The 21,562-nt window shown below is 73.5% G+C and carries 20 protein-coding genes; 6 read left to right on the top strand and 14 right to left on the bottom strand.

The window, feature by feature from the left end; all coding sequences use genetic code 11:
* Window positions 1-4: 4 nt before the first annotated feature.
* Window positions 5-394 carry a DUF4240 domain-containing protein gene (locus AB0B76_RS09535; RefSeq protein WP_360372119.1) on the top strand — a complete coding sequence of 130 codons (390 nt, stop codon included), beginning with the start codon at window positions 5-7 and terminating at the stop codon, window positions 392-394.
* On the opposite strand, the gene AB0B76_RS09530 is transcribed toward AB0B76_RS09535, so the two are convergent.
* The 4 genes from AB0B76_RS09530 to AB0B76_RS09515 form a co-directional block, all read right to left on the bottom strand.
* Entirely contained in the window at window positions 391-1,245 is an 855-nt protein-coding gene (locus tag AB0B76_RS09530) for an alpha/beta hydrolase (RefSeq protein ID WP_360372117.1), read from the bottom strand. The two genes, AB0B76_RS09535 and AB0B76_RS09530, sit on opposite strands and share 4 nt — an antisense overlap.
* A gap of 52 nt (window positions 1,246-1,297) precedes the next feature.
* On the bottom strand, window positions 1,298-2,713 hold the full coding sequence (locus AB0B76_RS09525) for a hypothetical protein (RefSeq protein WP_360372114.1): 1,416 nt from the start codon (window positions 2,711-2,713) through the stop codon (window positions 1,298-1,300).
* 1 nt (window position 2,714) lies between these two features.
* Window positions 2,715-3,377 (bottom strand): zinc ribbon domain-containing protein, encoded by a 663-nt coding sequence (locus tag AB0B76_RS09520; RefSeq protein ID WP_360372111.1) that lies wholly within the window; start codon window positions 3,375-3,377, stop codon window positions 2,715-2,717.
* A gap of 147 nt (window positions 3,378-3,524) precedes the next feature.
* Entirely contained in the window at window positions 3,525-4,316 is a 792-nt protein-coding gene (locus AB0B76_RS09515) for an NAD(P)H-binding protein (protein ID WP_360372109.1), read from the bottom strand.
* A gap of 74 nt (window positions 4,317-4,390) precedes the next feature.
* Here AB0B76_RS09515 and AB0B76_RS09510 point away from each other — a divergent pair, with 74 nt between their 5' ends.
* Window positions 4,391-4,762, top strand: a complete 372-nt coding sequence (locus AB0B76_RS09510; protein ID WP_360372106.1) for a helix-turn-helix domain-containing protein — start codon at window positions 4,391-4,393, stop codon at window positions 4,760-4,762.
* Window positions 4,763-4,850: 88 nt separating this feature from the next.
* Here the strand turns inward: AB0B76_RS09510 and AB0B76_RS09505 are convergent, their stop codons facing one another.
* Genes AB0B76_RS09505 through AB0B76_RS09495 form a run of 3 tightly spaced genes read right to left on the bottom strand, consistent with a single transcriptional unit; the run spans window position 4,851 to window position 9,026 of the window.
* A complete protein-coding gene (locus AB0B76_RS09505; protein WP_360372103.1) occupies window positions 4,851-5,852 on the bottom strand; it encodes an ABC transporter transmembrane domain-containing protein in 1,002 nt (333 codons plus the stop codon).
* On the bottom strand, window positions 5,846-8,209 hold the full coding sequence (locus AB0B76_RS09500; RefSeq protein WP_360372100.1) for an ABC transporter ATP-binding protein: 2,364 nt from the start codon (window positions 8,207-8,209) through the stop codon (window positions 5,846-5,848). The genes AB0B76_RS09505 and AB0B76_RS09500 overlap by 7 nt, the downstream gene beginning before the upstream one ends.
* Window positions 8,199-9,026 carry a hypothetical protein gene (locus tag AB0B76_RS09495; RefSeq protein ID WP_360372097.1) on the bottom strand — a complete coding sequence of 276 codons (828 nt, stop codon included), beginning with the start codon at window positions 9,024-9,026 and terminating at the stop codon, window positions 8,199-8,201. The genes AB0B76_RS09500 and AB0B76_RS09495 overlap by 11 nt, the downstream gene beginning before the upstream one ends.
* Before the next feature lie 269 nt (window positions 9,027-9,295).
* On the opposite strand from AB0B76_RS09495, the gene AB0B76_RS09490 reads away from it, so the two are divergent.
* The gene (locus tag AB0B76_RS09490; RefSeq protein ID WP_360372094.1) at window positions 9,296-9,547 is read left to right on the top strand and encodes a hypothetical protein; all 252 of its coding nucleotides are present in this window, start codon (window positions 9,296-9,298) and stop codon (window positions 9,545-9,547) included.
* Between the two features lie 70 nt (window positions 9,548-9,617).
* Here AB0B76_RS09490 and AB0B76_RS09485 read toward each other — a convergent pair whose 3' ends face one another.
* The 3 genes from AB0B76_RS09485 to AB0B76_RS09475 form a co-directional block, all read right to left on the bottom strand.
* Complete coding sequence (locus AB0B76_RS09485) at window positions 9,618-10,325, bottom strand: DUF6082 family protein (protein WP_360372091.1); 708 nt, start codon at window positions 10,323-10,325, stop codon at window positions 9,618-9,620.
* A 19-nt stretch (window positions 10,326-10,344) separates the two neighbouring features.
* On the bottom strand, window positions 10,345-11,115 hold the full coding sequence (locus AB0B76_RS09480) for a class I SAM-dependent methyltransferase (RefSeq protein ID WP_360372088.1): 771 nt from the start codon (window positions 11,113-11,115) through the stop codon (window positions 10,345-10,347).
* Window positions 11,116-11,228: 113 nt separating this feature from the next.
* Window positions 11,229-11,375: a hypothetical protein gene (locus tag AB0B76_RS09475; RefSeq protein ID WP_360372084.1), complete on the bottom strand. Its 147-nt coding sequence runs from the start codon at window positions 11,373-11,375 to the stop codon at window positions 11,229-11,231.
* 81 nt (window positions 11,376-11,456) lie between these two features.
* On the opposite strand from AB0B76_RS09475, the gene AB0B76_RS09470 reads away from it, so the two are divergent.
* Window positions 11,457-12,488, top strand: a complete 1,032-nt coding sequence (locus tag AB0B76_RS09470; protein WP_360372081.1) for an LLM class flavin-dependent oxidoreductase — start codon at window positions 11,457-11,459, stop codon at window positions 12,486-12,488.
* A gap of 47 nt (window positions 12,489-12,535) precedes the next feature.
* Entirely contained in the window at window positions 12,536-13,420 is an 885-nt protein-coding gene (locus AB0B76_RS09465) for a diacylglycerol kinase family protein (protein WP_360372078.1), read from the top strand.
* 281 nt (window positions 13,421-13,701) lie between these two features.
* Here the strand turns inward: AB0B76_RS09465 and AB0B76_RS09460 are convergent, their stop codons facing one another.
* Both AB0B76_RS09460 and AB0B76_RS09455 read right to left on the bottom strand, forming a co-directional pair.
* Window positions 13,702-14,451, bottom strand: a complete 750-nt coding sequence (locus AB0B76_RS09460; protein ID WP_360372075.1) for a hypothetical protein — start codon at window positions 14,449-14,451, stop codon at window positions 13,702-13,704.
* A 478-nt stretch (window positions 14,452-14,929) separates the two neighbouring features.
* A complete protein-coding gene (locus tag AB0B76_RS09455) occupies window positions 14,930-15,589 on the bottom strand; it encodes a methyltransferase (RefSeq protein ID WP_360372729.1) in 660 nt (219 codons plus the stop codon).
* Between the two features lie 184 nt (window positions 15,590-15,773).
* Between AB0B76_RS09455 and AB0B76_RS09450 the strand changes: the two genes are divergently transcribed.
* The gene (locus tag AB0B76_RS09450) at window positions 15,774-17,720 is read left to right on the top strand and encodes a DUF6541 family protein (protein ID WP_360372072.1); all 1,947 of its coding nucleotides are present in this window, start codon (window positions 15,774-15,776) and stop codon (window positions 17,718-17,720) included.
* A 455-nt stretch (window positions 17,721-18,175) separates the two neighbouring features.
* Here the strand turns inward: AB0B76_RS09450 and AB0B76_RS09445 are convergent, their stop codons facing one another.
* On the bottom strand, window positions 18,176-18,565 hold the full coding sequence (locus tag AB0B76_RS09445) for a VOC family protein (protein WP_360372726.1): 390 nt from the start codon (window positions 18,563-18,565) through the stop codon (window positions 18,176-18,178).
* Window positions 18,566-19,473: 908 nt separating this feature from the next.
* Window positions 19,474-21,528: an NAD-dependent DNA ligase LigA gene (ligA, locus tag AB0B76_RS09440; protein ID WP_360372069.1), complete on the bottom strand. Its 2,055-nt coding sequence runs from the start codon at window positions 21,526-21,528 to the stop codon at window positions 19,474-19,476.
* Between the last annotated feature and the right edge of the window lie 34 nt (window positions 21,529-21,562).

Raw genomic sequence — 21,562 nt, 5'->3', positions numbered from 1 at the left:
GCCCGTGGACGCCGACACGGCCGACCTCTGGGGCGCGGCCTACCAGATCATGGACGGACGCTGTTCCGGCGCGGGCTTCCGGGCCTTCGAGCACTGGATCGTCGTCGCCCTCGACCCCGACACCGCCGCGCGGGTCCGGGCCGAGCCGGACGCGCTCGCCGACGTGCCCGAGATCCGGCGCCTCGCCGGGCGCGAGACCGGCGACTGGGCGGCCGGGGAGTGGCCGCAGCGCACGCCGCCGGCCCCGGTGGCGGAGCCGGCCGGCGCGGCCTGGGACTTCGACGACCCGCGCGAGGTGGCCCGGCGGCTGCCCCGGATCGGACGGATGTTCCCGCGCATCGGCGAGGTGCACGAGCGCGGGAACATCCACTGGGCCGAGGCGAACCAGGGCTAGCAGGCGTTGGTACGGAAGCCCGACACCGCCGCGCCCGAGAAGCCGCACGTGAACGGGGTGAAGCGGGCGTCCTGGCTGACCCACCGCTTCAGCCACGAGACCAGAGCCCGCGAGACGGTCGCGTTGCTGGTCTGCGGGAAGAAGTGGCTCGCGCCGGTCAGCTCGACGTACGTCTTCGGCCCCGCGAGGGTGTTGTAGAACGGGATCGCGTGGCTCGACGGCGGGGCGATGGTGTCGGACTGGCCGCCGACGATGAGCACCGGCTCGCTCACGTTGTTCCAGGTCTTGTCCGAGTCCCAGGGCGCGAGCGGCACGCCGGCCTTCACCAGGCCCGTCGTATCGGCGGCGAGGGCCTCGAGGGTGCCGCCGCCGCCCATGGAGTGCCCGGCCACGCCGCGGCGGCTGCCGTCGACGTGCGAGCGCACCGCCGTCGGCGAGGAGCTGACCGCCCAGTTGAGCGCGGCGAGGAGCTGGTTGCCGCGGCTGGCCGGCTGGTCGTACAGCGAGTTGGTCTCGATCCCGACCACCACGAAACCCCACGAGGACAGGCGGGGCCCGATCCAGGCCAGGCTCGACCAGGTGGCGGTGAACCCGGGCGAGATCGCGATGACGGGGTACTGGCCCGCGGCGGTCGGGTAGTACACGCGGCCGCCGCCGAAGCCGCTGACCGTGCTGGAGATGCTCGCCGAGGTGGTGGCGAAGCTGCCGTCGCCGGTGATGTTCGACGAGGTCGGCGCCTGGCCGATCTCGTCGGCGAGCGCCGGGGACGCGACCGTGGCGACGGCCGAGCCCATGAGGGTGAGGAGCAGTCCGACCCGCAGCGCGAGCCGGATGGCGGGGGTGTTTCGCACCGTTGTCTCCCGGGAGGTGGGGAATACTGCGATGCGCGTCAGTGTGTGCGGCTCAGGCCGGGCCCGGGATCCGTGAAATCGCCAGTTTCCATCCGTCGTCATGAATGGCCCGCCCGGCGAAGCGCTCCCGCAGCACCCGCAGCGCGGGCAGGCGCTCGGCCGCCTTGCGGTACCGGGAGCCGGCCGAGGTCGCGTCGGCGTAGATGCCCTCGACGCGGAAGCCGAGCAGGTCCAGGGCCCGGTTGAGCTGGGCCGCCTGGTCGGCGTCGCGGCAGGTGAACACGTAGGTGGCGTGGTCGGCGGCGTTGAGCACCTCGTACACCAGGTGCCCGGACGGGGTCAGGACCAGCAGGAACGCGAGCACCGCGGGGTCGGCCGCGTCCGTCAGGGCCGCGTAGTCGGTGTACGCGGGGGTGACCGGCTGGTGCGGGAAGACCGCGCGGGGCAGGTGGGGGCCGCCGGCCGACGGGCTCTGGAAGCCGCCCGCCGTGCCGAGCAGCCCGTAGGCGAGGCCCGGGCCGTAGGAGTCGAACGGGCCGTCGAAGCCCGACATCAGGCCCGCGGCGAGCATCCCGGGCAGGCCCGCGCCGAAGTCCCCGGCCCGGCCGTCGTGGTCGAGCACCGGCGGCCGAGCGGAGTCGTGCCACGGGCCGGCGCCGGAGCCTTCCCGCTGTACCGACACCGTCTGTTTGAAGCCCAGCCACGACGGGCCCAGACCCAGCAGGTGCCCGGCCGCGGCGACCCGGTCGGGCCGGGTGGCCGCGGCCAGCAGCGCGGGGAACACGGTCGGCTCGACCGCCTCGAGCCCGGCGCGCGGCGCGGCCAGCCCGTCGCGCAGCAGCGCCGCGACCGCGCGCAGCGCGACCGGGCCGAGGCCGGGCAGCAGCGCGGCGAGGAAGTGGCTGGTGCGCCCGGATGCGGCGGCGGTGCGGGCGCGCAGCAGGTCGAGGAACTCGCTGGTGCGCCGGGCGAGCCGCCCGACGACGATCGGCGGCCGGCCCGGAACCTGCAAATTTATGGTGTACCCGCTGCTGTCGGTCGAGACGCCCTTGACGAACGCGTACGGGATCTTCTCGGCGAGCCCGGCGGCGGGGACGACCACGAGCGCGTCGTCGTAGAGGCGCAGCTCGGCCGGGGAGCCGTCGGCCCACCCGGGGAACGCCTCGGCCTTGCCGACGCCGTCGAGGAGCAGCACCCGCTCGGTGTCGGCGACCCGCGCCTCGGACAGCTCGGCGAGCAGCTGGGTGCGCATCACGCCGATGCGGCTCAGCTCGAGCCGGGCGCCGTCGGAGAGCGTGAGCAGCACGACGTACGGCTGCGGCTCCTGGATCTCCACCACGTCCCCGGGCGCGACGCGCAGCACGGCGCCCCGCTCGGGGGTCACGACCAGTGCCCCGCCGGCCATCTCGGCGGTGCCGCCGCCCTCGTCGAGCAGGGCACCGCCGTCGGCGATGAGCCGGTACTGCACGTCAGGCCGTCGACGTGCCGCACTCGGCGCAGAACATCGCGCCCGGCGTCGCCGGTGTCCCGCAGTTGCCGCAGAAGCGCTTCTGCTGGGCCGGGGCGGCCGCGAGCGGGGTGCCGCAATGCTGGCAGAACTTGCCGCCACCGGTCTCGTTCATGCACGACGGGCACCGGCCCACCGCCTGGTCGCGGTAGTTGACGCCCTGCGTCCAGTTGACCTGGTTGATCTGCTCGTGCAGCTGGTTGACCTGGGCCGACGCCTGCATGCCGGCGATCTCCTGGTCGAGGCGCGGGGCGCAGCTGGTGCACAGGCCGCGCTCGTGGTTCCAGCAGACCTGCTGGCACACCCACTGGCCGCAGCGGTGGCACTGGGTGAAGTGCGACTGCATCTCCTCGGCCGCCTTGGCCAGGGCCTTGTCGCGGGTCGAGCCGCGCACGCCGTCGCGCATCCACTCCGCGTCCCAGCCGACCTGCGCGGCCTTGTTGCCGATGTCGCCGCCGAGCAGGTCGCCGCCGATGCGCAGCAGGCGGCCGCCGAAGCCGGTGACGGAGTGCTGGAACGAGGAGGAGTACCCGTTCCCGCACCGCATGCAGTTGAACTCGAACTGGTACCCCTCGCGGGTCGAGTGGTCCGAGTAGTTGTTGGTGAACGGCACCATGCCAGCCATCGGCTACAGACCCCTATTCGAGAGCAACCGGCGTTCCTCCTTTTTTGTACCCGTTGCCCGCCGGACACATGATCGGCAAGTCGGTCATACGACATCGCCTGATCGGCCTCTGACCTGCACAACCATCACGTACCACTGCACGGTTGCCTACCGGAAGGCGGCGGCGTTTCGGCGGGCCCACGCCGCGAACGTCCCCGCCGGGCGCCCCAGCACCCGCTCGACGTCGGGGCTGACCGCCCGCTCCTGCGGTTCCGGGGTGCCGAGGATGGCGAGGGTACCGTCGGCGACCACCTCGGGCATGAACCCGAGCAACTGCGCCCGGGCCTCCTCGGGGGACTGCTCGACGAACTCGACCGGCGCGCCGATCGCCTCGCCGATCGCCTGGGCCCGCTGCCGCGGGGTGGTCGCCTCCGGGCCGGTGAGCACGTACGTGCGGCCCGCGTGCCGCTCGTCGAGCAGCGCGGCGGCCGCGACCGCGGCGATGTCGTCCGGGTCGACGATGGGCAGGGCGACGTCGGCGTACGGCGCCGCGACCGTGCGCCCCGCCCGGACCGACTCGGCCCAGCCGAACGCGTTGCTGGCGAAGCCGCCGGGCCGCAGCACGGTCCAGCTCGGGACCGCGTCCTTCACCCGGTCTTCGAGGGTGCGCAGCGGGGCGTGCGACGGCCAGCCGGGCCGCGTGCCGGCGGCCTGCGAGGACAGCAGGACGATCCGCTTGATGCCGGCCGCGCTCGCCTCGCCGAGGATGGCCGGCGTGTCGAGGTGCCCGCCGGCCCCCGGGACCATGAGGAACAGCGCCTCGGCTCCGGCGAACGCCGGGCGCAGGCTCGCCGGGTCGGCGAGGTCGGCGCCCGTGCGGCGCGACACCGGCCGGGCGTCCGGCAGGGCGGCGAGGAGTGGACGTCCGACGTTTCCGGTCGCCCCGATGACCACGATCATGATGTGCTCCCTTTCCTGGTGGCTTCCGGAAAGCTAGCATCATTAAGGTAGTAGGTACCTAGAGGAAAGTGGCTATGAACTGGGATAGCGAAACCCCGCCGGAGCAGGCCTGCCCGATCGCGCCGGTGGTCGACATCGTGTTCAGCCGCTGGACGACGCCGATCCTGTGGTCGCTGCAGGAGCACGGCCGCCAGCGCTTCAGCGAGCTCGAACGCCGCATCGGCGGCGTCACCGCGAAGGTGCTCACGCAGCGGCTGCGCCAGCTGGAACGGGACGGGCTGGTCATCCGCACCTACACACCGGAGATCCCGCCGCGGGTCGAGTACGAGATCAGCCCGCTCGGGCGGAGCCTGGGACCGCTGTTCGCGCAGCTGAGCACGTGGGCGGCGGAGCACCTGCCGACCGTCGGGGCGGCCCGGGTCTCCTACGACGCCGTCAAGCGGTGAACCTCGCCCACGCCCACGACGCCGGCCCGGCGGCTCGCACACACCCGCGGCCCCGCCGCCGATCCGGCGGGGCCGCGGGCCGGTCGCGCTAGAGCCGACGGCGGGCCGGGCGGGCCAGGATCGCCACCGGCGCCCAGGAGCGCTGCCGGATCGCGCCGAGGACGCGCCGCCAGCCGATCGCGGCCCGCTGCTCCTCGACCAGGCCGGCCACGACCGCCTGGGCCGGTGCCACCGCGGTCATCAGCACCAGGACGAACGCCGCGAGACGGCCCTCCGAGATGTCGCCCATGCGGCCGAGCACCGCGCCGCCGACGACCGTGAGCACGACGGCGGCGGCCACGGCGAGCTCGGCCGAGGCCGAGCCCGCCGCGTCGAGCCGGGCCGACCGCAGCTCCTCCCGGTCCCGGTCCCGGGACACGGCGGTGAGGTCCGCGGCGGCGCGCAGCCGCAGCGCCCGGATCGAGCCGTCCTCGGCCCGGCTCACCAGCTCGACGATCCGCGCCTGCACGCGCTCCCCCAGCTCCTGCAGCGACCTGCGCAACCGCGCCTGCCGCCGGGCGAACCGGCGCTGGGTGACCACGAGCAGCACGAAGGCGAGCACGACGGCCGCGGCCAGCGCCCAGGAGTACACGAACATCACCGCGGCCGCGACGGCCAGGGCCGCGCCGTTGGTCAGGTGCGCCGGGCCGGACCAGCGCACGAACTGGCTGACGTGCTCGACGTGGTCGACCGCCTCGGCGACCGTGCGGTCCCGGGACTCCGGGTCGGGCGCCTTCACCCGGAACGCGCGCCGCCGCATGACGTCGAGCAGGATCTCGCTGCGCCGGGCCATCCGGCTGTGCAGCAGGAACGCGGCGCCGACCGACCCGGCGACGACGAGCGCGCCGACGCCGACGGTCCACCACACGGCGGGGGCGCCCGACATGCGGGGCACCAGCCGGCCGCCGTCGAGCACCTGCTGCAGGACGACCGGCACGACGAACCGGCCGACCACCGTGACCAGCGCGAGCACGCAGGTGAGCAGCAGGCCGGCCCCCAGCGGCACCGCCGACCACACGCCCCGCGGGCGGCGCCGGGCCCGGGTCAGCACGTCTCCACCTTCCGCGCCGGATCGCCCGCCGGGCCGGCGGGGCGGGGCCCGGCGAGCACGACGCTCGAGGCGGTGCCGGCCGCGGCGGCGAGGAACTCGATCGGCCCCTGCCGCACGTACGCGCGGTTCGGCGGCGCGGACAGCGCGTCGGTCGAGCGGCGCGGCCCGTCGCCCGGCCTGCGGGGCGGCCCCGACGGGCCCGGGTAGCCGCGGAACAGCCGCCGGTACGCCAGGTTGGTCCGCATGAGCGTCATGTGCGGCTGGGCGACGATCGACCCGTCCGCGTCGATGTAGACGACCTCGTCGGCCGAGCGGATCGCCTGGGCCTGCTCGGTGACGACGAGGATCGTGGCGTCGTGGTACCGCCGGATCGACCCGAGCAGCCCGGCGTCGAACTCGTCGCCGTCGGCGTCGAGCACCAGCAGCTGCGGGCGTCCGGCGAGCGCACCCGCCACGAGCAGCCGGCGGTACTGCCGCCGGGAGAACCGGACGCCGCCGGCGCGCACGGGACTGTCGATCCCGGTGGCCAGCCGCGCCACGAACCGGTCCTCCTTCACCGCCCGCAGCGCCCGCCACACCTCCTGGTCGCTCACCCGCTCGCGGCCGAGCGCGACGGTGCTGCGCACGGTGCCGTCGTACAGGTGCGGCGCGGCGGGCACGAACGCGATCGCCTCGTCGAGCACCTCCGGGCGCAGTGAGCGCAGGTCGGTGCCGCCGAGGCGGACGGTGCCCAGGTCGGGGTCGAACCGCCGCGCAGCGAGCATCGCGAACGCCGACCGGCCGGCGCCGGACGCGCCGACGACCGCGATCAGCCGGCCGCGGCCGAGCTCGAGCGTCACGTCGCGCAGGATCGGCCGGAGCTCGTCCTCGGCGACCGTCACCGACTCGAACGACATCGCGGCCGGCGCCCCGGCCCGCCGGCCGCCGGAGATCAGGCCCGGTGACGTCCGCGGCGCCGGGAGCGCGGACGGGCGGGCGGACCCCGCCCCGTAGGTCATGCGCTCGCCCGCCGACAGGACGTGCTCCAGGCGCTGGACCGCCGGCGCACCGCCGGCCAGCTCGGCCAGCAGGGCGCCGGCGCTGCGCACCGGCGAGGCGATCACGGTGAACAGGAACAGCGAGGCCAGCAGGCGCCCGTCGGCGCCCGTCCGGCCGTCGAGGGCCAGGATGCCGACGACGGCCAGGCCGGCGAAGGCGGGCAGCGCGGCGATGAGCGGGTCGAACACCGAGCGGACGGTGCGGACCCGGAGCACGGCGCCGCGCAGCCGGGCCGACGCCCGCTCGAAGCGCTCCCGGCGCCGCGAGGACTGGCCGAGGCCGCCGCTGAGCGCGAAGACCTCGGCCCGCATCGCCTTGGCCCGGGCGACGTACGGGTTGACGACGAGCAGGTAGGCGAGGTTCGCGCCGAGCAGCGCGACCAGCAGCACGACGCCGACCCCCGCGACCCGCGGATCGAGCCGGACCAGGGCGGCCAGGGTCGCGGCGACGATGACCGCGCCGCCGGCCGCGACCGGCAGCGCGGCGACGGGCCGCCACGCGTTCTCGGTGTCGGAGCGGGCCGTGCCGATCCGCGCGCCGGCCGGGTGGCGGCGGTGCCACCGCATCGACAGGTCGACGTAGTCGTCGGCGACGAGCCGCTGGTACCGCGCCCGCAGCCGGATCTGCACCACCCGCGCGCCGAGCCGCTGGGCGAACTGCCCGACGGCCCGGCCGACCAGCAGCGCGGCGACGGCGACGCCGGACAGGGCCAGCGACCAGGAGCCGACCGGACCGGCGCCGGCGGTCAGGTACCAGCGGTACAGCGCATACGCCATCCCGACGGTCAGGGTCGAGTACAGCAGGCTGCCGGCGACCGCGACCGCGAACATCGCCCGCTCCTGGCGCACCCCGCGGCGCAGGATGCCGACCATGGCCCACAGCCGGCGCAGCGTCGCGCGGCGGGGTTCGGCGGGGCCGGGCGGGGGCTCGGGCCCCCGCTCCACCGGCTCCTCGAGCGCGGTGAGCGCGCGGGCGAGCCCCACCGTCGACGTGTCGCCCGCCCGCGTCAGCGACCCCGCGATGAACTCGTCGAGCGCCGCCCGGGCGGCGCCGGCGTGGCCGGCGTGGCCGAGCAGCACGATCATCTGTTCCACCCCCGCGCGCTGGTCCCGGCGGGACCGGCCGGCCAGGCGGCGCAGCGCGGCCAGGTAGGCGAGGTGGTACGGGTCACCGGACCGCCCGTGCGCGGCGGCGACCGCGACGGTCGCCACCGTGCTCGGGCCCGCCAGGCGCAGCGCCCGGGCGTCGGGGTCCGGGGCGGGCGGCGCGTCGGCCGCCCGCCCGTCCTGTGAGGTGTCGGGACTGTGGTTATTGCTCATGGTTCCTCTTTTGCGGTCGGGCTCCACGGTCGGGAAGGATTTCCTTCAGCCGCCCCTTGAGGCGGTAGAGCAAGCCCTCGATCGCGCGTGGCGATCGTTCGGTTCTGGTGGCGATCTGACCCAGATCGAGGCCCTGCCCGTAGCGGAGGTCCACGATCTCGGCCAGTTCGTCGCTGGTGTCGGGGAGCAGGCGCTGGATGACTTCGCCGGGCCGCTCCTCGGCGGCGTCCGTGTACGGCGTGTCGCGCACGGCGTCCAGGGACACGACCGGCCCCGGCTCGCGCGCTCGGGCCCGGTCCCAGGCGTTGTAGATGTTCGGGAACTCGCCGACGCACAGCTCGAAGGCGTACGTCGTCATGGCGGCGTTGCGTTGACAGCTCCAGCCCGAGCCCGCCAGCGCCAGCACGCGGAAACGCACGAGTCCGTGCGCGATCGTCGAGGACACGAGATCCCGGATGCCGTCACGGCCGAGCCGGACGGCGCTGAACCCCTTGAGCGGGCGGCCCCGCTCGCGGCATAGGACGGCGATCCGGCCGGTGGCGACCACGCCCGACACCGTGGGCGCCAGGTAGTCCGCCAGCGCGATCTCGGTCATGTCGTACCAGATGCCTTGGAAGCGGTCGTTCTCGAGTCGACGCCACAGCACCTCCCCCTTCTCGGCGCCGGCCTGCACCAGCGCGGGTATGTCCTCCAGTTCGATGTGGTCACCGGCGTGCCCGACCCTCGGCCCGGAAGCCGCGTCCCAGTGGCGGTGCCCCCTCGGCTCCGATCCCAGCGGGTTCGCGACATCCTCGAAACTGCCTTCGGATGACTCCATGGATTGACGCCCTCGGCAATCAATAAAAGTCAATAGATTCGGCGAGGTCTGGATCGTCGTGGGATCGGCCTCAGCGTGGGTCGTTTTGGTGACCTGCGAACTCGTAGGTCGCCGGTCCGCACCCAACCCACGGGCGCCCTGTGTGACGTGAGTCACAGGTACGGATGTGCCGCCCGGCCGTGGGATCCGGGCCGCGCGATCACCTAGAAGATCACGTCCGGCCGCACGACCGGGCCCTTCCCAACCGCAAACAGGAGCTCGCAGCAGCCATGGAGACCAAGACACCCTCGATCGTCAAACGGATCGGCCTGCCCCCCGGGCGGCGCGGCAGCGTCACGGAGACGACCTGCCCGGACATCTTCGAACTCAGCGACGGCGACTTCGCGGTGATCGGTACCGACCGCACCGAGGAGCTGAGGAAACTGCTGCCCGCGGACGCGGGTCTCGCGCCGTACGAGCGGATCGTGGTCATCACCAGGTCGACGCTGGTGTTCGCCGGGCCCGACATCCCGGCCGCCTGAGGCCCGGGGCCGGGCCGCCTGAGGCCCGGGGCCGGGCCGCCTGAGGCCCGGGGCCGGGCCGCGGCCGGGTTCAGCCCGGCTGCTGCTCGGCCCCGGGTCGCGTCGCGGAGAACTCGGCCAGCACCTCGTCGGCGAGCCGGCTCATGCGCGACGGGCCGGAGCCGGAGACCTGCGTCTTGCGCCGCGCCGGCGCGGCAAGCAGCCAGTACTCGCGCATGAGCTCACTCTCGAAGATGTAACGAAGGGCCTCGCGGGCCTCGTCGTCGGTGTGTTCGGCGAGGGTCATGGACAACGCCAGGTGCTGAAACACCAGGTTCGCATACAGCAGCTGCCGGCGGCGCGTCTCGTCACTCGTCGGGACCGGATCGGGCCAGACATCGGCGAGCGCGGCGTCTTGAATGCTCATCTTGAGCAGCTCGAAGTGCAGGTTCCGCATCCCGGCGTCGGCGGTGCGGCGCAGCTCCTCGCCGGACTGCCGGATCGCGTCGCGCTGCATGCGCAGCTCGAAGCGCTGCAGCGACAGCTCCCGCGACTGGAACCACAGCGTGGCCATGAGCGCCGCGAAGGCCAGGCCCGACACCACGCCGTTGAGCACGCCGAACGAGTCGCCGATCTCGGACCAGCGGTTCCAGACCTCGGGCCCCTCGAGCCGGTCGACGAGCGCGACGGCGGCGACCCCCGCCACCAGCAGGGTCAGCAGCACCATCCCGGCGCCGAGAGCGAGCAGGCCGAGCAGCACCCACCTGCGCAGCGACGGCGACCCCGGCTCCTTGGCCACATAGACGAGTATCGCGGATTTACGGCCGGGTTGCGGTGATGAGCACGGTCCGCTTGGCGACGGTGAAGGCGCCCTCCGCGGCGATGCGGGCCCGCACCAGCGCCGTGGCCGCCGCCCGCTCCGGCGCGGTGAGCGGGGTGTCGGCCAGGCTGTCGAGGTACGCCAGGATCGGCTCGGGCTCGGGCACCCTCAGGTCGCACGGGTAGGGCTCGACCGCGACCCCGGCGAAGTGGCGCGCGACGAGCGGCGGGCCCGACTCGGCGTCGAAGGCGCTGAGCCGCGTACCCACCCGGGTCTCGGGGCGGCCGACGGCGGGGCCGAGGGCGTCGAGCTCCGCGAGGTGGCCGGGCCCGTTGGTCGACGCGGCGAGCCGGCCGCCGGGGCGCAGGACCCGGGCGAGCTCGCGCAGGCCGGCGCCGGGGTCGTCGAGGTGGTACAGCATGTGGTTGGCCACGACCACGTCGAAGCTCCCGGCGGCGAAGGGCAGCCGCGTCACGTCGGCCCGCACCACCCGGGCGGCCGGAAACCGGCGCAGCCGCGCGCACATGGCGGCGGAGAAGTCGGTGAGCGTCAGCGTCGCCGGGTCTTCGGTGCCGGCGTGCTCCCACAGCGCGCCCGTACCCGCGCCGGCCTCGAGGACGTCGCCGGCCCGGGGCAGGCGTTCGGCGAGCCACGCGAACCAGGCCTGCGGATTCGTGCTGTACCCCTGGTGCAGCGCGATCCGGGCCGCGAGCCGGCCGTCGGTGGCGGCGTACTGCGCGACCGCGTGCTCGCGGGGCGACGGGCTCACGCCGCACCGCCCGGCCCGAGGACGCGGCCGGCCGCCGGGCCGGGGTAGGCGCCGGCGTTGCCCATGACCGTGAGTCGCACGGCCGGCAGCCTACCCCGCACCCGGGACGCCGATCAGGCCGTCAGGGTCGGCCAGGCGTACGCCAGCAGCGCGCAGGCGCCGGCGAGACACGCGAGATTCACGCCACGCACCGGAACCGGCAGCGCGGCGACGACGAGCAGGATGATGGCGATGAGGTAGAGCACGGCCTGAGCCGACATGACAGCCTCCGGGGATGGGGGTTCGGGACGACCGATGCATACCCCTCGCACCGTCCACATGAAACACTCGAGGAGCACGCGATGCCGGCAGCCGGCCAGCCCCTGCACAAGCTGGGCTTTCTCACCATCGGTCTGTTCGACCCCGCCGACCCGGCGGCCGGACACGAGTCCACACTCGAGGTCATCGCGCTCGGGGAGCGCCTCGGCTTCGACAGCGCCTGGCTGCGGCACCGGCACCTGCAGTACGGCATCAGCTCGCCCTTGACCGTGCTCGCCGCGGCCGCGCAGCGCACGGCGCGGATCGAGCTGGGCACGGCGGTCACGCCGCTGGGCTGGGAGAATCCGTTGCGGCTGGCCGAGGACCTGGGCACCGTCGACCTGCTGTCCGGTGGCCGGCTCAACCCCGGGATCAGCGTCGGGCCGCCGATGCAGTACGAGCACGTCCGGGCCGCGCTCTATCCCGACACCGCCGACGCCGAGGACTTCACGTACGCGCGGGTCGAGCGCCTCCTGTCCTTCGTCGCGGGCGAGCCGGCCAGCGACTTCGACGGCACCGAGGGCTTCGAGGTGTTCTCGCGCCGCGTGGAGCCGCACTCGCCGGGTCTGCGCGCGCGGATGTGGTACGGCGGCGGCAGTCTGCGCTCGGCCCAGTGGGCCGGCGAGCACGGCATGAACCTGCTCACCAGCAGTGTCGTGAAGGCCGAGGACCCCGACGACCCGGCGCCCGACTTCGCCGCGATCCAGCTCGCCCACGTCCGGGCGTTCCGCGCGGCCCACCCGGACGGCGCCCGGGCCCGGGTGTCGCAGGGCCTCGTCGTCATCCCTACCGACAGCGCGACGCCGGAGCAGCGGGAGAGGTACCTCGAGTACGCCGCCAAACGCACGCCGCGCACGGCCGCACCGCAGGGCCCGGCGCGCCTGATGTTCGCCCCGGACCTGGTCGGCTCGTCCGCGGAGATCGCGGAGCGCCTGCACGCCCACGCGGCCTTCCGCGAGATCGACGAGGTCGCCTTCGCCCTGCCGTTCACGTTCGCGCACGAGGACTACGTGCAGATCCTGACCGACATCGCGACGCGGCTGGGCCCGGCCCTCGGCTGGACCCCGGCGCCCTGAGCGTCGCCGACGAGCGCGGGCCGGGCCGCGGCCTTATCGTGGGCCGCGTGCTGGTCGTGACGAACGAACGCGCCGGGCGTACCGGGGCCGACACCGTCGGCGCCGTGCTCGACGTGCTGCGCGGCGGCGCCGACGTCGAGCTGGCCACCTGCCGGGCCGACGACGACATGGAGCGGGTTCTCGGCCGCCGGGACGGACGGCGGCTCGTCGTCGTCGGCGGTGACGGGTCGCTGCACACCGCGCTCAGCGTGCTGTGGCGCCGGGGCGAGGCCGCGGGGTGCGAGGTGGCGCTCATTCCGCTGGGCACGGGCAACGACTTCGCCCGCGGTACCGGGATCCCCGTCGACGATCCGGCGGCGGCGGCCCGGGTGGCGCTCGCCGGCACGCCGCGGCCGATGGACCTGATCGTCTCCGGCCGCGACGGCGTCGTGGTCAACGCGGTCCACGTGGGCGCCGGGGCGGAGGCGGCCCGGCGGGCGCTGCCGCTCAAGCGCCGGCTGCGCGTCGCCGCGTTCCCGATCGGCGCGGTGCTGGCCGGGTTCACGGCGAAGGGCTGGCGGCTGCGGGTCCGCGCCGACGGGCGGGTCGTGGCCCGGGGCCGGCACCGGGTGCTCATGGCCGGGTTGTCCAATGCCCCGACGATCGCCGGGGGTACCGGGCGCCTGGGCCCGGACGCCGACCCGGCCGACGGGCTCGCCGACCTCACGGTGTCGTTCGCCGTCGGTCCGCTCGCCCGGGCCGGGTACGCCCTGGCCCTGCGCCGCGGCGACCACCCGTCCCGCGACGACGTGCTGCACGTGAGGGCCCGTGAGGTGCACATCACCGGCGACGCGTTCCACGTCAACGCCGATGGGGAGCTGACGGGCCCGTTCACCGAGTACTCCTGGCGCGTCGTCCCGGCCGCGTGGCGCTTCGTCGCACCGCCCGTGTGAGCGCGGATTCACGCCACCCGTGTGCGCACGGCGCACGGTTTCAACCGCCCGTGCGCGCACGGCGCACGCCTACACCGCCCGTGTGCGCGCACGGCGCACGCCTACACCGCCCGTGTGCGCGCACGGCGCACGCTCACACGGCCCGTGCGCGCACGGCGCACGGTTTCACACCGCCCGTGCGCGCACAGCGCACGCCTACACCGCCCGTGTGCGCGCACGGCGCACGCTCACGCCACCCGTGCGCGCACGGCGCAGGCTCACACCGCCCGTGCGCGCACGGTTCATGCGGCCGGCAGCGCCTGGGCGACGGCCAGCAGGCGCTCGACGTCCCGCACGACGATGAACTGGGCGCCGCCGGCCGAGGCGAACCCGGGGCGGTGGGTGATCAGCGTCGGGCCCTCCGCCTGCAGGTGGACCAGGCCGCCCTCCTCCAGACGGGCCAGTGCGGTTCGGGTGAGCACGGGTGGTACCACCGCGGGATGAGGGGCCCGGAATGACCAGCCGGGGGCGAGGGGCCGGTAGGCGGCCCGGTCGGCGTGCGGCGGATCGCGCCAGAGCTCGAAGGGCGGGACCGGTTCGGGCAGCAGCACCATCCACACGGTGGTGCCGACGGGGCCGTCGTCGCCGGGGCGGCGGCGGACGTACTCGAACACCGCGAACCGCAGCCCGTGCCGCACGCCGGTCAGCACGTGGTTGGCCCGGCGCTCGCCGCCGTCGGCCAGCAGGCCGGTACGGGCCCAGTCCAGCAGGCGCGCGTCGCTGTTGCGCACCTCCCAGCCGAGCCGGGCCGCGAGCTCGGCGCGGGTGGCGGCGAGCGGGCGCAGGTCGGCGGCGGTGACTCCGGCGCCGTGCGCGCCCGGGAGCCGGTCCTCGATGAGCACGAAGACCGCGCCGAGGGCCGACAGGCCGATCACGACCAGGCCGGTCCAGCGCACGAAGCCGTACCCCTCGACCGTTCCCAGCCAGAACGCGAGCAGCCCGATTGCGGCGCAGAACACGGGCAGCACGAGCCGGCGCAGGCGGGTGGGCACGGGCCCGACGGTACCGCTTCCGGTTCGCCTTTCCGTTTTCGCCGCCTTTTGGATTGCCACCGTTCAGGCCGATTTCTCGAGCCGTTCGGTTCGTGGGTTTGAGCGAAATGTCGGGCGCTGCGCGCCACGACATTTCGGACATTTCATGATTTTGTATGACGGAGCCGAATGTGCTGTAAGCCGGCTCGAAATCAGCGGCGGGAAAGGCGGCCACGCAAGGCGAGTCCGGGCCCACGCAGAGGGCGGCGCGAAGGGGGATTTTCCGGGTGAACCGGACGCATCACAAATCGGCCGGAAACGACAAACGCCGCGGGTGGCAGACCACCGCGCGGCGCATACCCCAAGGCTTTGCACGCCCTGGGGCGAGAGAGCCGGAAACGACAAACGCCGCGGGTGGCAGACCACCGCGCGGCGCATGCCCCAGGGCTTCGCACGCCCTGGGGCAGGAGATGAGCGCCCCGGTCCGGGGCCGCGGCCGTCAGCCCTCGAGCGGGCGGCGGCCGATCGCGATCACCGACTGGCCGAAGGGCGGGCGGAAGCCGCGCTCCATGAGCCGGGTCAGCGGGGCGACCGTGGTGTCGTAGAACTTGACCATCGGGCCGGGGCCGGGCATCTGCTTGAGGAGGCAGGTCGACACGTAGTACCCGATGAGGCCCAGCGAGTTGGCGTAGTGCAGCTTGACGATCTCGAGGTTGGCCGCGTCCATGGCCGCGCGCATCGTCTTCTTGGTGTAACGACGCACGTGCCCGGTGGCGATGTCGGCCGGGCCCATCGCGAACGGGAACGCCGGGACCACGTTGATCACGTAGCCGCCCGGGCGGACCAGCGAGCGCATGGTGCGCAGCCCGCCGATGTCGTCGTCGATGTGCTCGAGCACGTTGTACGAGATCGCGGCGCTGTGGTCCGCGCTCACGTCGCTCGGCAGCAACAGCTCGCGCACGCTGACGCCGGGATTGTCGGCGAAACGCTCCTTGAGAGCGACGATGCGGCTGTGCTCGGCCTCGGTGAGCGTCATCTTCGAGGTGTGCTCGAGCCACTCCGCGGCGTAGTCACCAAGACCGGCGGAGACCTCGATCGGATGATCGCCCAGGAACGGCGTCGCGAACGCCACGAACCACTTGCGGTGGTTCTTCGCCATCGCCAGGCCCTCGAGCACCTCCGACTGGATGGCCTGGTCTCCGAGGATTGCCGCGTCCGGATTCGGCACTCTGCACCCCTACGTGAATACTGATCATGTCTGGCAGAACTGGCGTAGTGTATCGGCGTTGATAGTCCCCCGCCAGCCCCTACGCCGCACTTCGGACGGCAACTATGGTGTCACCGTGAAATTCGGGGAGAAGACCCGCGAGGTCCGGGTCACGGCGGTTGCGCTGCTCACTTATGTCGTGGGCGCCGTGCTGGTGCTCCAGCACCTGTGGGCCGATCCACAGGGCCGGATGTTTGCCGACAACAACCAGGACCAGATCTTCTTCGAGTGGGTGCTGACGCATGCGGCACGCCTCTTCACTCACGGTGACAACCCGTTCTTCACCGATCAGCTGAATGCGCCTGTGGGTGTCAATCTCATGGCGAACACTTCCGTTCTCGGCCTGGCACTACCGCTGGCACCGATCACGTTACTGTTCGGCGCCGGCGTCACGTTTGTGCTCATCGACACCATCGCCCTCGCCGGCACCGCGGCCGCTTGGTATTACATTCTTTCCCGGCATGTTGTCACATCGCGGGCCGCCGCGTACGTCGGTGGGCTTTTCTGCGGCTTCGCCCCCTCGATGATCTCGCAGAGCACCGGACACCCCAACATCGCCGGGCAGTTCCTGATCCCCTTCATCGTCTGGAACGTCCTGCGCCTGCGCGAGCCCGGCCCCGCGGTGCGCCGCGGCCTGGTCCTGGGCGCCGTGGTGCTCTACCAGTGCTTCATCAACGAGGAGATCCTCTTCCTCACCGCGGTCGCCATGTTCATCTTCCTCCTGGCGTACCTGCACCCGCGCGAGTACCTCCCGACGGTCCGCACGGCGCTGCCGGCCCTGCTGGTGGGCGCGGTGGCCGCCGGCGTACTGCTCGCCGTGCCGCTCTACCACCAGTTCTTCGGCCCGCAGGCGTACCACGGCCTGCCCGACTTCGTGCACGGCTTCTCCAGCGACCTCGCCTCGTTCAAGGAGTTCAGCCGCCGCTCCATCCTCGCGCCCGATGATCTGTCGGTGATCGAGAAGATGGGCGGCGCGACCGAGGAGAACACGTTCTTCGGCTGGCCGCTGCTGGGCCTGGTACTGGCCGGAACCGTGGCCCTGTGGCGACAGCGGGCCGCCCGCGCGCTGTTCATCACGGCGCTCGTGTTCGCCCTGCTGTCACTGGGCACGGTGATCAAGTACGACGGCGCCGACACCTCCTGGCACGGCCCCTGGAAGTGGGTCCACGAGCTGCCGCTCTTCGACTCCGTCGTGCCGACGCGACTGGGCCTGGTGATCGCCCCGCTGCTGGGCGTGATGCTCGCGCTCCTGATCGACCGCTATGTCGTCGGCCTCCCGGCACCCGCCGTCGCCGGTTCAACCCCCTTTGGCGGTACCGCCGGAAGCCCCCAACCCCCCGCCGAGCCCTCCGGACCCGACCCCGACGACTCCCCCGCCCCCGACCGGCCCGACCCGCGCGGCGTGCTCGCCGCCGAGTCGTCGGCGATGCCGGAAAAGTCCGAAGGCGCGGTGGCCGTCAAGACGGACAGGCGTCCCGAGCTCGAGGAGACGACCCCGGCGGCCCGCTGGCTGTGGGCGGTGGCCCTGATCATCGCCCTGGTACCCCTCGTACCCACCCCGCAGCCGGCCGCCCCGCGCTCCCCGATCCCCGCGTTCTTCAGCACCAATGCCTGGCGCGCGGAGATCCCGGAGAACTCGATCGTCGTGGGCATCCCGATGGGCTGGTTCGAGGGCCTGGACGTGATGCGCTGGTCCACCGAGGGCGCGGGCTTGGACTTCCGCATCGCGGGCGGCTACTTCCTGGTCCCGGACGACAACGACCCGAAGAAGGCCGCCATGTTCGGCCCGCACACCCGCCCGACGATGCAGATCCTGAACACGGCGGCGAACGACGGCACGGTGCCGCATATCGCCCCGGACCAGCTCGCCCAGGCAAAGGCCGACCTGGCCTACTGGCAGGCGGACTACCTGGTGCTGCCGGACCAGCACAACAACAGCGAGGCGGTACACCAGACCGCGGACCAGTTCTTCGGCCCCGGGAAGCACATGGTCGACGTCTGGGTCTGGAAAGTTACCCACTGAAAGACGACCGTGCCGCCGCCGACCCCGCACAGGGATTCGACGGCGGCGCGCTAGTTTCCCGGCACAGTCTTCCGTTCAGGCCCGAGACGCACAGACCTCCGCCGACGGCCCAGCCTCCACCGCCCACGGCCCAGGCGTTATCTCCCACAGCCCAGGCGTTATCTCCCACGACCCAGGCACAGGCCATCCTCTACGGCTCAGGGACCGTTATCTCCCCACAGCCCAGGCGCTAGCCCCCACGGCCCAGGCGCTAGCCCCCACGGCCCAGGCGCTAGCCCCCACGGCCCAGGCGCTAGCCCCCACGGCTCAGGGACACAGACCCCCGCCCGCCCAGGGCCAGGGACACAGACCTCCGTCCGCCCGGGACTCAGGGACAGACCTTCGTCCGCCCATGACCCGGGCGCACACACTTTTGTCGCCCACGGCCCTGGGACGCACAGGGCGGAACGGCTCTCTCAGGTGACCGGCGCACCGTTCCAGTCGACGAGCTGAACGATGACGCCGTTGGGGTCCCGCACCTGAAAGGCCCGCTCGCCCCACTCCTCCACGGTCAGCGGCATCGTGATCGCAACACCGGCCCGCTCCAGCCGCTCCAACTCCCCTTCGAGGTCGTCGACGACGAACGCGAGAATGACCCCGGCGGCCCGCACATCACGCTGCTCCTCCGGCAGCGTCGGCAGCCCGCACCGCAGGAAGATGACGTTGAGCCCGACGTCGTCCCGGGTCAGCGACGCGAACCCATCGGCCGCCATCTCCTCCCGAAAGCCGAAGTGCTCCCGGAGGAACGCACTAGACGCCGCCGCATCACCGACGTTGAACGACACCGCAGACGAACTAACCCGCACTGGCACCTCCCGTGATGAAATCTCTCTACAGTGTAGAGAGATTGTGAGCGGGCGACAACCGACGAGGTCACGGCCCGATCGTGCGAGAAGGGGAGGTGCAAAACCATGGCCAGCGTGACCGCACTATTAGGCCGGAGCGCGAGATGACGGGGTGCCGAGGCGCGGGAGCGCGCCGCGACGCACGGCACAGGCACGGCACGGGCGCGGGCCCAGCCCGGCACGGCACGGCGCGGGCCCGGCCCGGCACGGCACGGCGCGGGCCCGGCACGGCACGGCACGGCGCGGCGCGGGCCCGGCCCGGCACGGCACGGCACGGCACGGGCCCGGCACGGCACGGCACGGGCCCGGCCCAGCCCGGCACGGGCACGGGCCCAGCCCGGCACGGCACGGCACGGGCACGGCACGGCCCGGCACGGGCACGGCACGGACACGGCACGGCACGGGCACGGCACGGCCCGGCACGGGCACGGCACGGACACGGCACGGCCCGGCACGGGCGCGGCCCGGCACGGGTGCGGCCCGGCACGGGTGCGGCCCGGCACGGGCGCGGCACGGCACGGCACGGGCGCGGGCACGGGCGCGGGCGCGGCAGCGGGAGACCAGAGCACGGCACGGGAGACCAGAGCACGGCACGGGAGACAGAGCACGGCACGGGAGAGCAGAGCTCGGCACGCCGGCACATGGCGCGCCAGGGCACGGAGGCTAGAACACGGCGCGACGCGACACGGAGGCCGGAGCACCGCGCGCCAAGGCACAGAGGCCGGAGCACCGCGCGCCAAGGCACGGGAGGCCAGGGCACCGCGCGCCACGACGCGGCGCGCTGAGGCACAGCCGCGCCAGAGCACCGCGCCCCTCGACGCGGGCGGAGGTCTCAGCGGCGAAGGCTCCGACGACGGGTGGCGGAGGGGTCAGAGGCCCGACGTACGCAGGAGTTCGGCGAAGGTCTCGGCCGGCATGATCTCCACGCCCAGGCCCTCGGCCTTGGCCGCCTTCGAGCCCGCGCCCTCGCCGACGACCACCAGGTCCGTCTTCTTCGACACCGAGCCCGAGGAGCGACCGCCCAGGCGTTCGACGGCCTCGTTGCCCTCGTTGCGCGTCAAGCCGGGCACCGAGCCGGTCACCACGACCGTCATCGGGGTGCCGTCCTCCTTCTGCAGCGGCAACCGGACGCCGGGCTCAGACTTGGTGAGAGCTGAGTCGGAGTCGGATGGGAAGGAGGGCGAGGCGGCGGGGCGGGGGCGGAAGTTGGGCTCGGCCATGTTGACGCCGCGCGCGGCCAGGCGCTCGATGACCGGGCGCAGCTCGGCCAGCTCCGCGGCGATCGTCACCGCGCGCTCCGGGCCGACCGCCTCCACCTCCTGCAGGTCGAGCGGCGAGGCGGCGAGCAGCGCGTCCATGGTGCCGAAGTGCGCGGCCAGGCGGCGGGACATGGAGCGGCCCGTCATGCGCACGCCGAGTCCGGTGAGCACGCGACCCAGGGGCTGGGACCGGGAGGCCTGGATGGCGGCGACGAGCTTGCCCGCCGAGACCTCGCCCATGCGGTCGAACGTCAGGAGCGTCGGCACGTCTAGGTCGTAGAGGTCGGCGGGGTCGGTGACGCGGCCGGCGGCGATGAGCATGTCGATGATCTTGCCGCCGAGGCCCTCGATGTCGAGGCAGTCGCGGCTGGCGTAGTAGGACAGGGCCTCGCGCGCGCCGCACGCGCGGCCCGTGGTGCAGCGCCAGCGCTTCTGGGTGCGGTCGATCTCGCCGCCGCAGCGCGGGCACGTCGCCGGGGGCTCGAACGGGACCGAGTCGGCGGGGCGCTCGTCGAGCTTGGCCCCGGTGATCTCGGGGATGACGTCGCCGGCGCGGCGGACGAAGACCGTGTCGCCGGGGCGGACGTTGCGCCGCACGAGGTCGTCGAAGTTGTGCAGGGTCGCCGAGGTGACGATGACGCCGCTGATCTGCACCGGCTCGAGCACCGCGACGGGCGTGATGACGCCGGTCCGCCCGATCTGCACCTCGATCGCCTTGAGCCGGGTGGTGCGGGTGTCGGGCGGGAACTTGTACGCGATTCCCCACCGCGGCGCCCGGCTCGACGACCCGGCGAGGTCGCGGTCGGCCGGCTGGTCGGCCTTGATCACGGCGCCGTCGATGCCGTAGCCGAGCGCGGCCCGGTTCTCGTTCAGCTCCTTGACCGCAACCAGGATCTCGTCGATGGTCGCGCAGACCGGCGTGCCGGCGGTGGAGGCGATGCCGAGCCGGTTGAGCTCCGCCATGGCCGCCGAGTGCGGCCCGTCGCCGAGCCCGCGCACGCCGTAGGCCAGGAACGACATCGGCGCGTCGTAGGTGCGGTCCTGGGCGCGCAGGGTGCCGGCGGCGGCGCTGCGCGGGTGGGCGAACGGCGGCTCCCCGGTGCCGGTGCGCATGGCGTTGGCGATCTCGAAGTCGGCCTCGGTCATGAACACCTCGCCGCGCACCTCGATCGTCACCGGCTCGGCGAGCGTCTCCGGCAGACCCGCGGCCCGCCGGGCCTGCCCGGTGACGTCCTCCCCGGCCCGCCCGTCGCCGCGGGTCGCCACCTGCACGAGCCGCCCGGCCTCGTAGCGGGCGGCGATCGCCAGCCCGTCGATCTTCGGCTCGACGGTGTAGCCGGCGGCCGGGCGCCCGAGCAGCTTGTCGAGGCGGGCCGCCCACCGCCGCAGCGTCTCCTCGTCGAAGACGTTGTCGAGGCTGAGCATCGGCTCGGTGTGCACCACGTCGCCGACCACGCCCGCGCCGGCCGCCACGACCTCCGTCGGGGAGTCCTCGGACTTCCACTCCGGGTGCGCCGTCTCGGTCGCCGCGACGCGGTGCATGAGCGCGTCGTAGTCCGCGTCGTCCATGTCCAGGTCGGGGCCGCTGTAATAGGCCGCGGCGGCCGCCCTGACCCGCTCGATCGCGGTGCGGTAGTCGGGAACGGTGTGGAATGCCTCGGCCATGCCCGCAGCGTACTGGTGGGGTACGACAAAATCG

It is taken from the genome of Dactylosporangium sp. NPDC049140, from assembly GCF_040648435.1.
This window is presented reverse-complemented; position numbering and strand designations above follow the sequence as displayed.

Excerpts from the sequence above, each read along its gene's own strand:
- ligA (WP_360372069.1), bottom strand. The coding sequence starts at position 21,528 with ATGGCCGAGGCATTCCACACCGTTCCCGACTACCGCACCGCGATCGAG.
- AB0B76_RS09520 (WP_360372111.1), bottom strand. The coding sequence starts at position 3,377 with ATGGCTGGCATGGTGCCGTTCACCAACAACTACTCGGACCACTCGACC.
- AB0B76_RS09455 (WP_360372729.1), bottom strand. The coding sequence starts at position 15,589 with ATGGCGAAGAACCACCGCAAGTGGTTCGTGGCGTTCGCGACGCCGTTC.
- AB0B76_RS09510 (WP_360372106.1), top strand. The coding sequence starts at position 4,391 with ATGAACTGGGATAGCGAAACCCCGCCGGAGCAGGCCTGCCCGATCGCG.
- AB0B76_RS09495 (WP_360372097.1), bottom strand. The coding sequence starts at position 9,026 with ATGGAGTCATCCGAAGGCAGTTTCGAGGATGTCGCGAACCCGCTGGGA.
- AB0B76_RS09500 (WP_360372100.1), bottom strand. The coding sequence starts at position 8,209 with ATGAGCAATAACCACAGTCCCGACACCTCACAGGACGGGCGGGCGGCC.
- AB0B76_RS09470 (WP_360372081.1), top strand. The coding sequence starts at position 11,457 with ATGCCGGCAGCCGGCCAGCCCCTGCACAAGCTGGGCTTTCTCACCATC.
- AB0B76_RS09490 (WP_360372094.1), top strand. The coding sequence starts at position 9,296 with ATGGAGACCAAGACACCCTCGATCGTCAAACGGATCGGCCTGCCCCCC.
- AB0B76_RS09515 (WP_360372109.1), bottom strand. The coding sequence starts at position 4,316 with ATGATCGTGGTCATCGGGGCGACCGGAAACGTCGGACGTCCACTCCTC.
- AB0B76_RS09475 (WP_360372084.1), bottom strand. The coding sequence starts at position 11,375 with ATGTCGGCTCAGGCCGTGCTCTACCTCATCGCCATCATCCTGCTCGTC.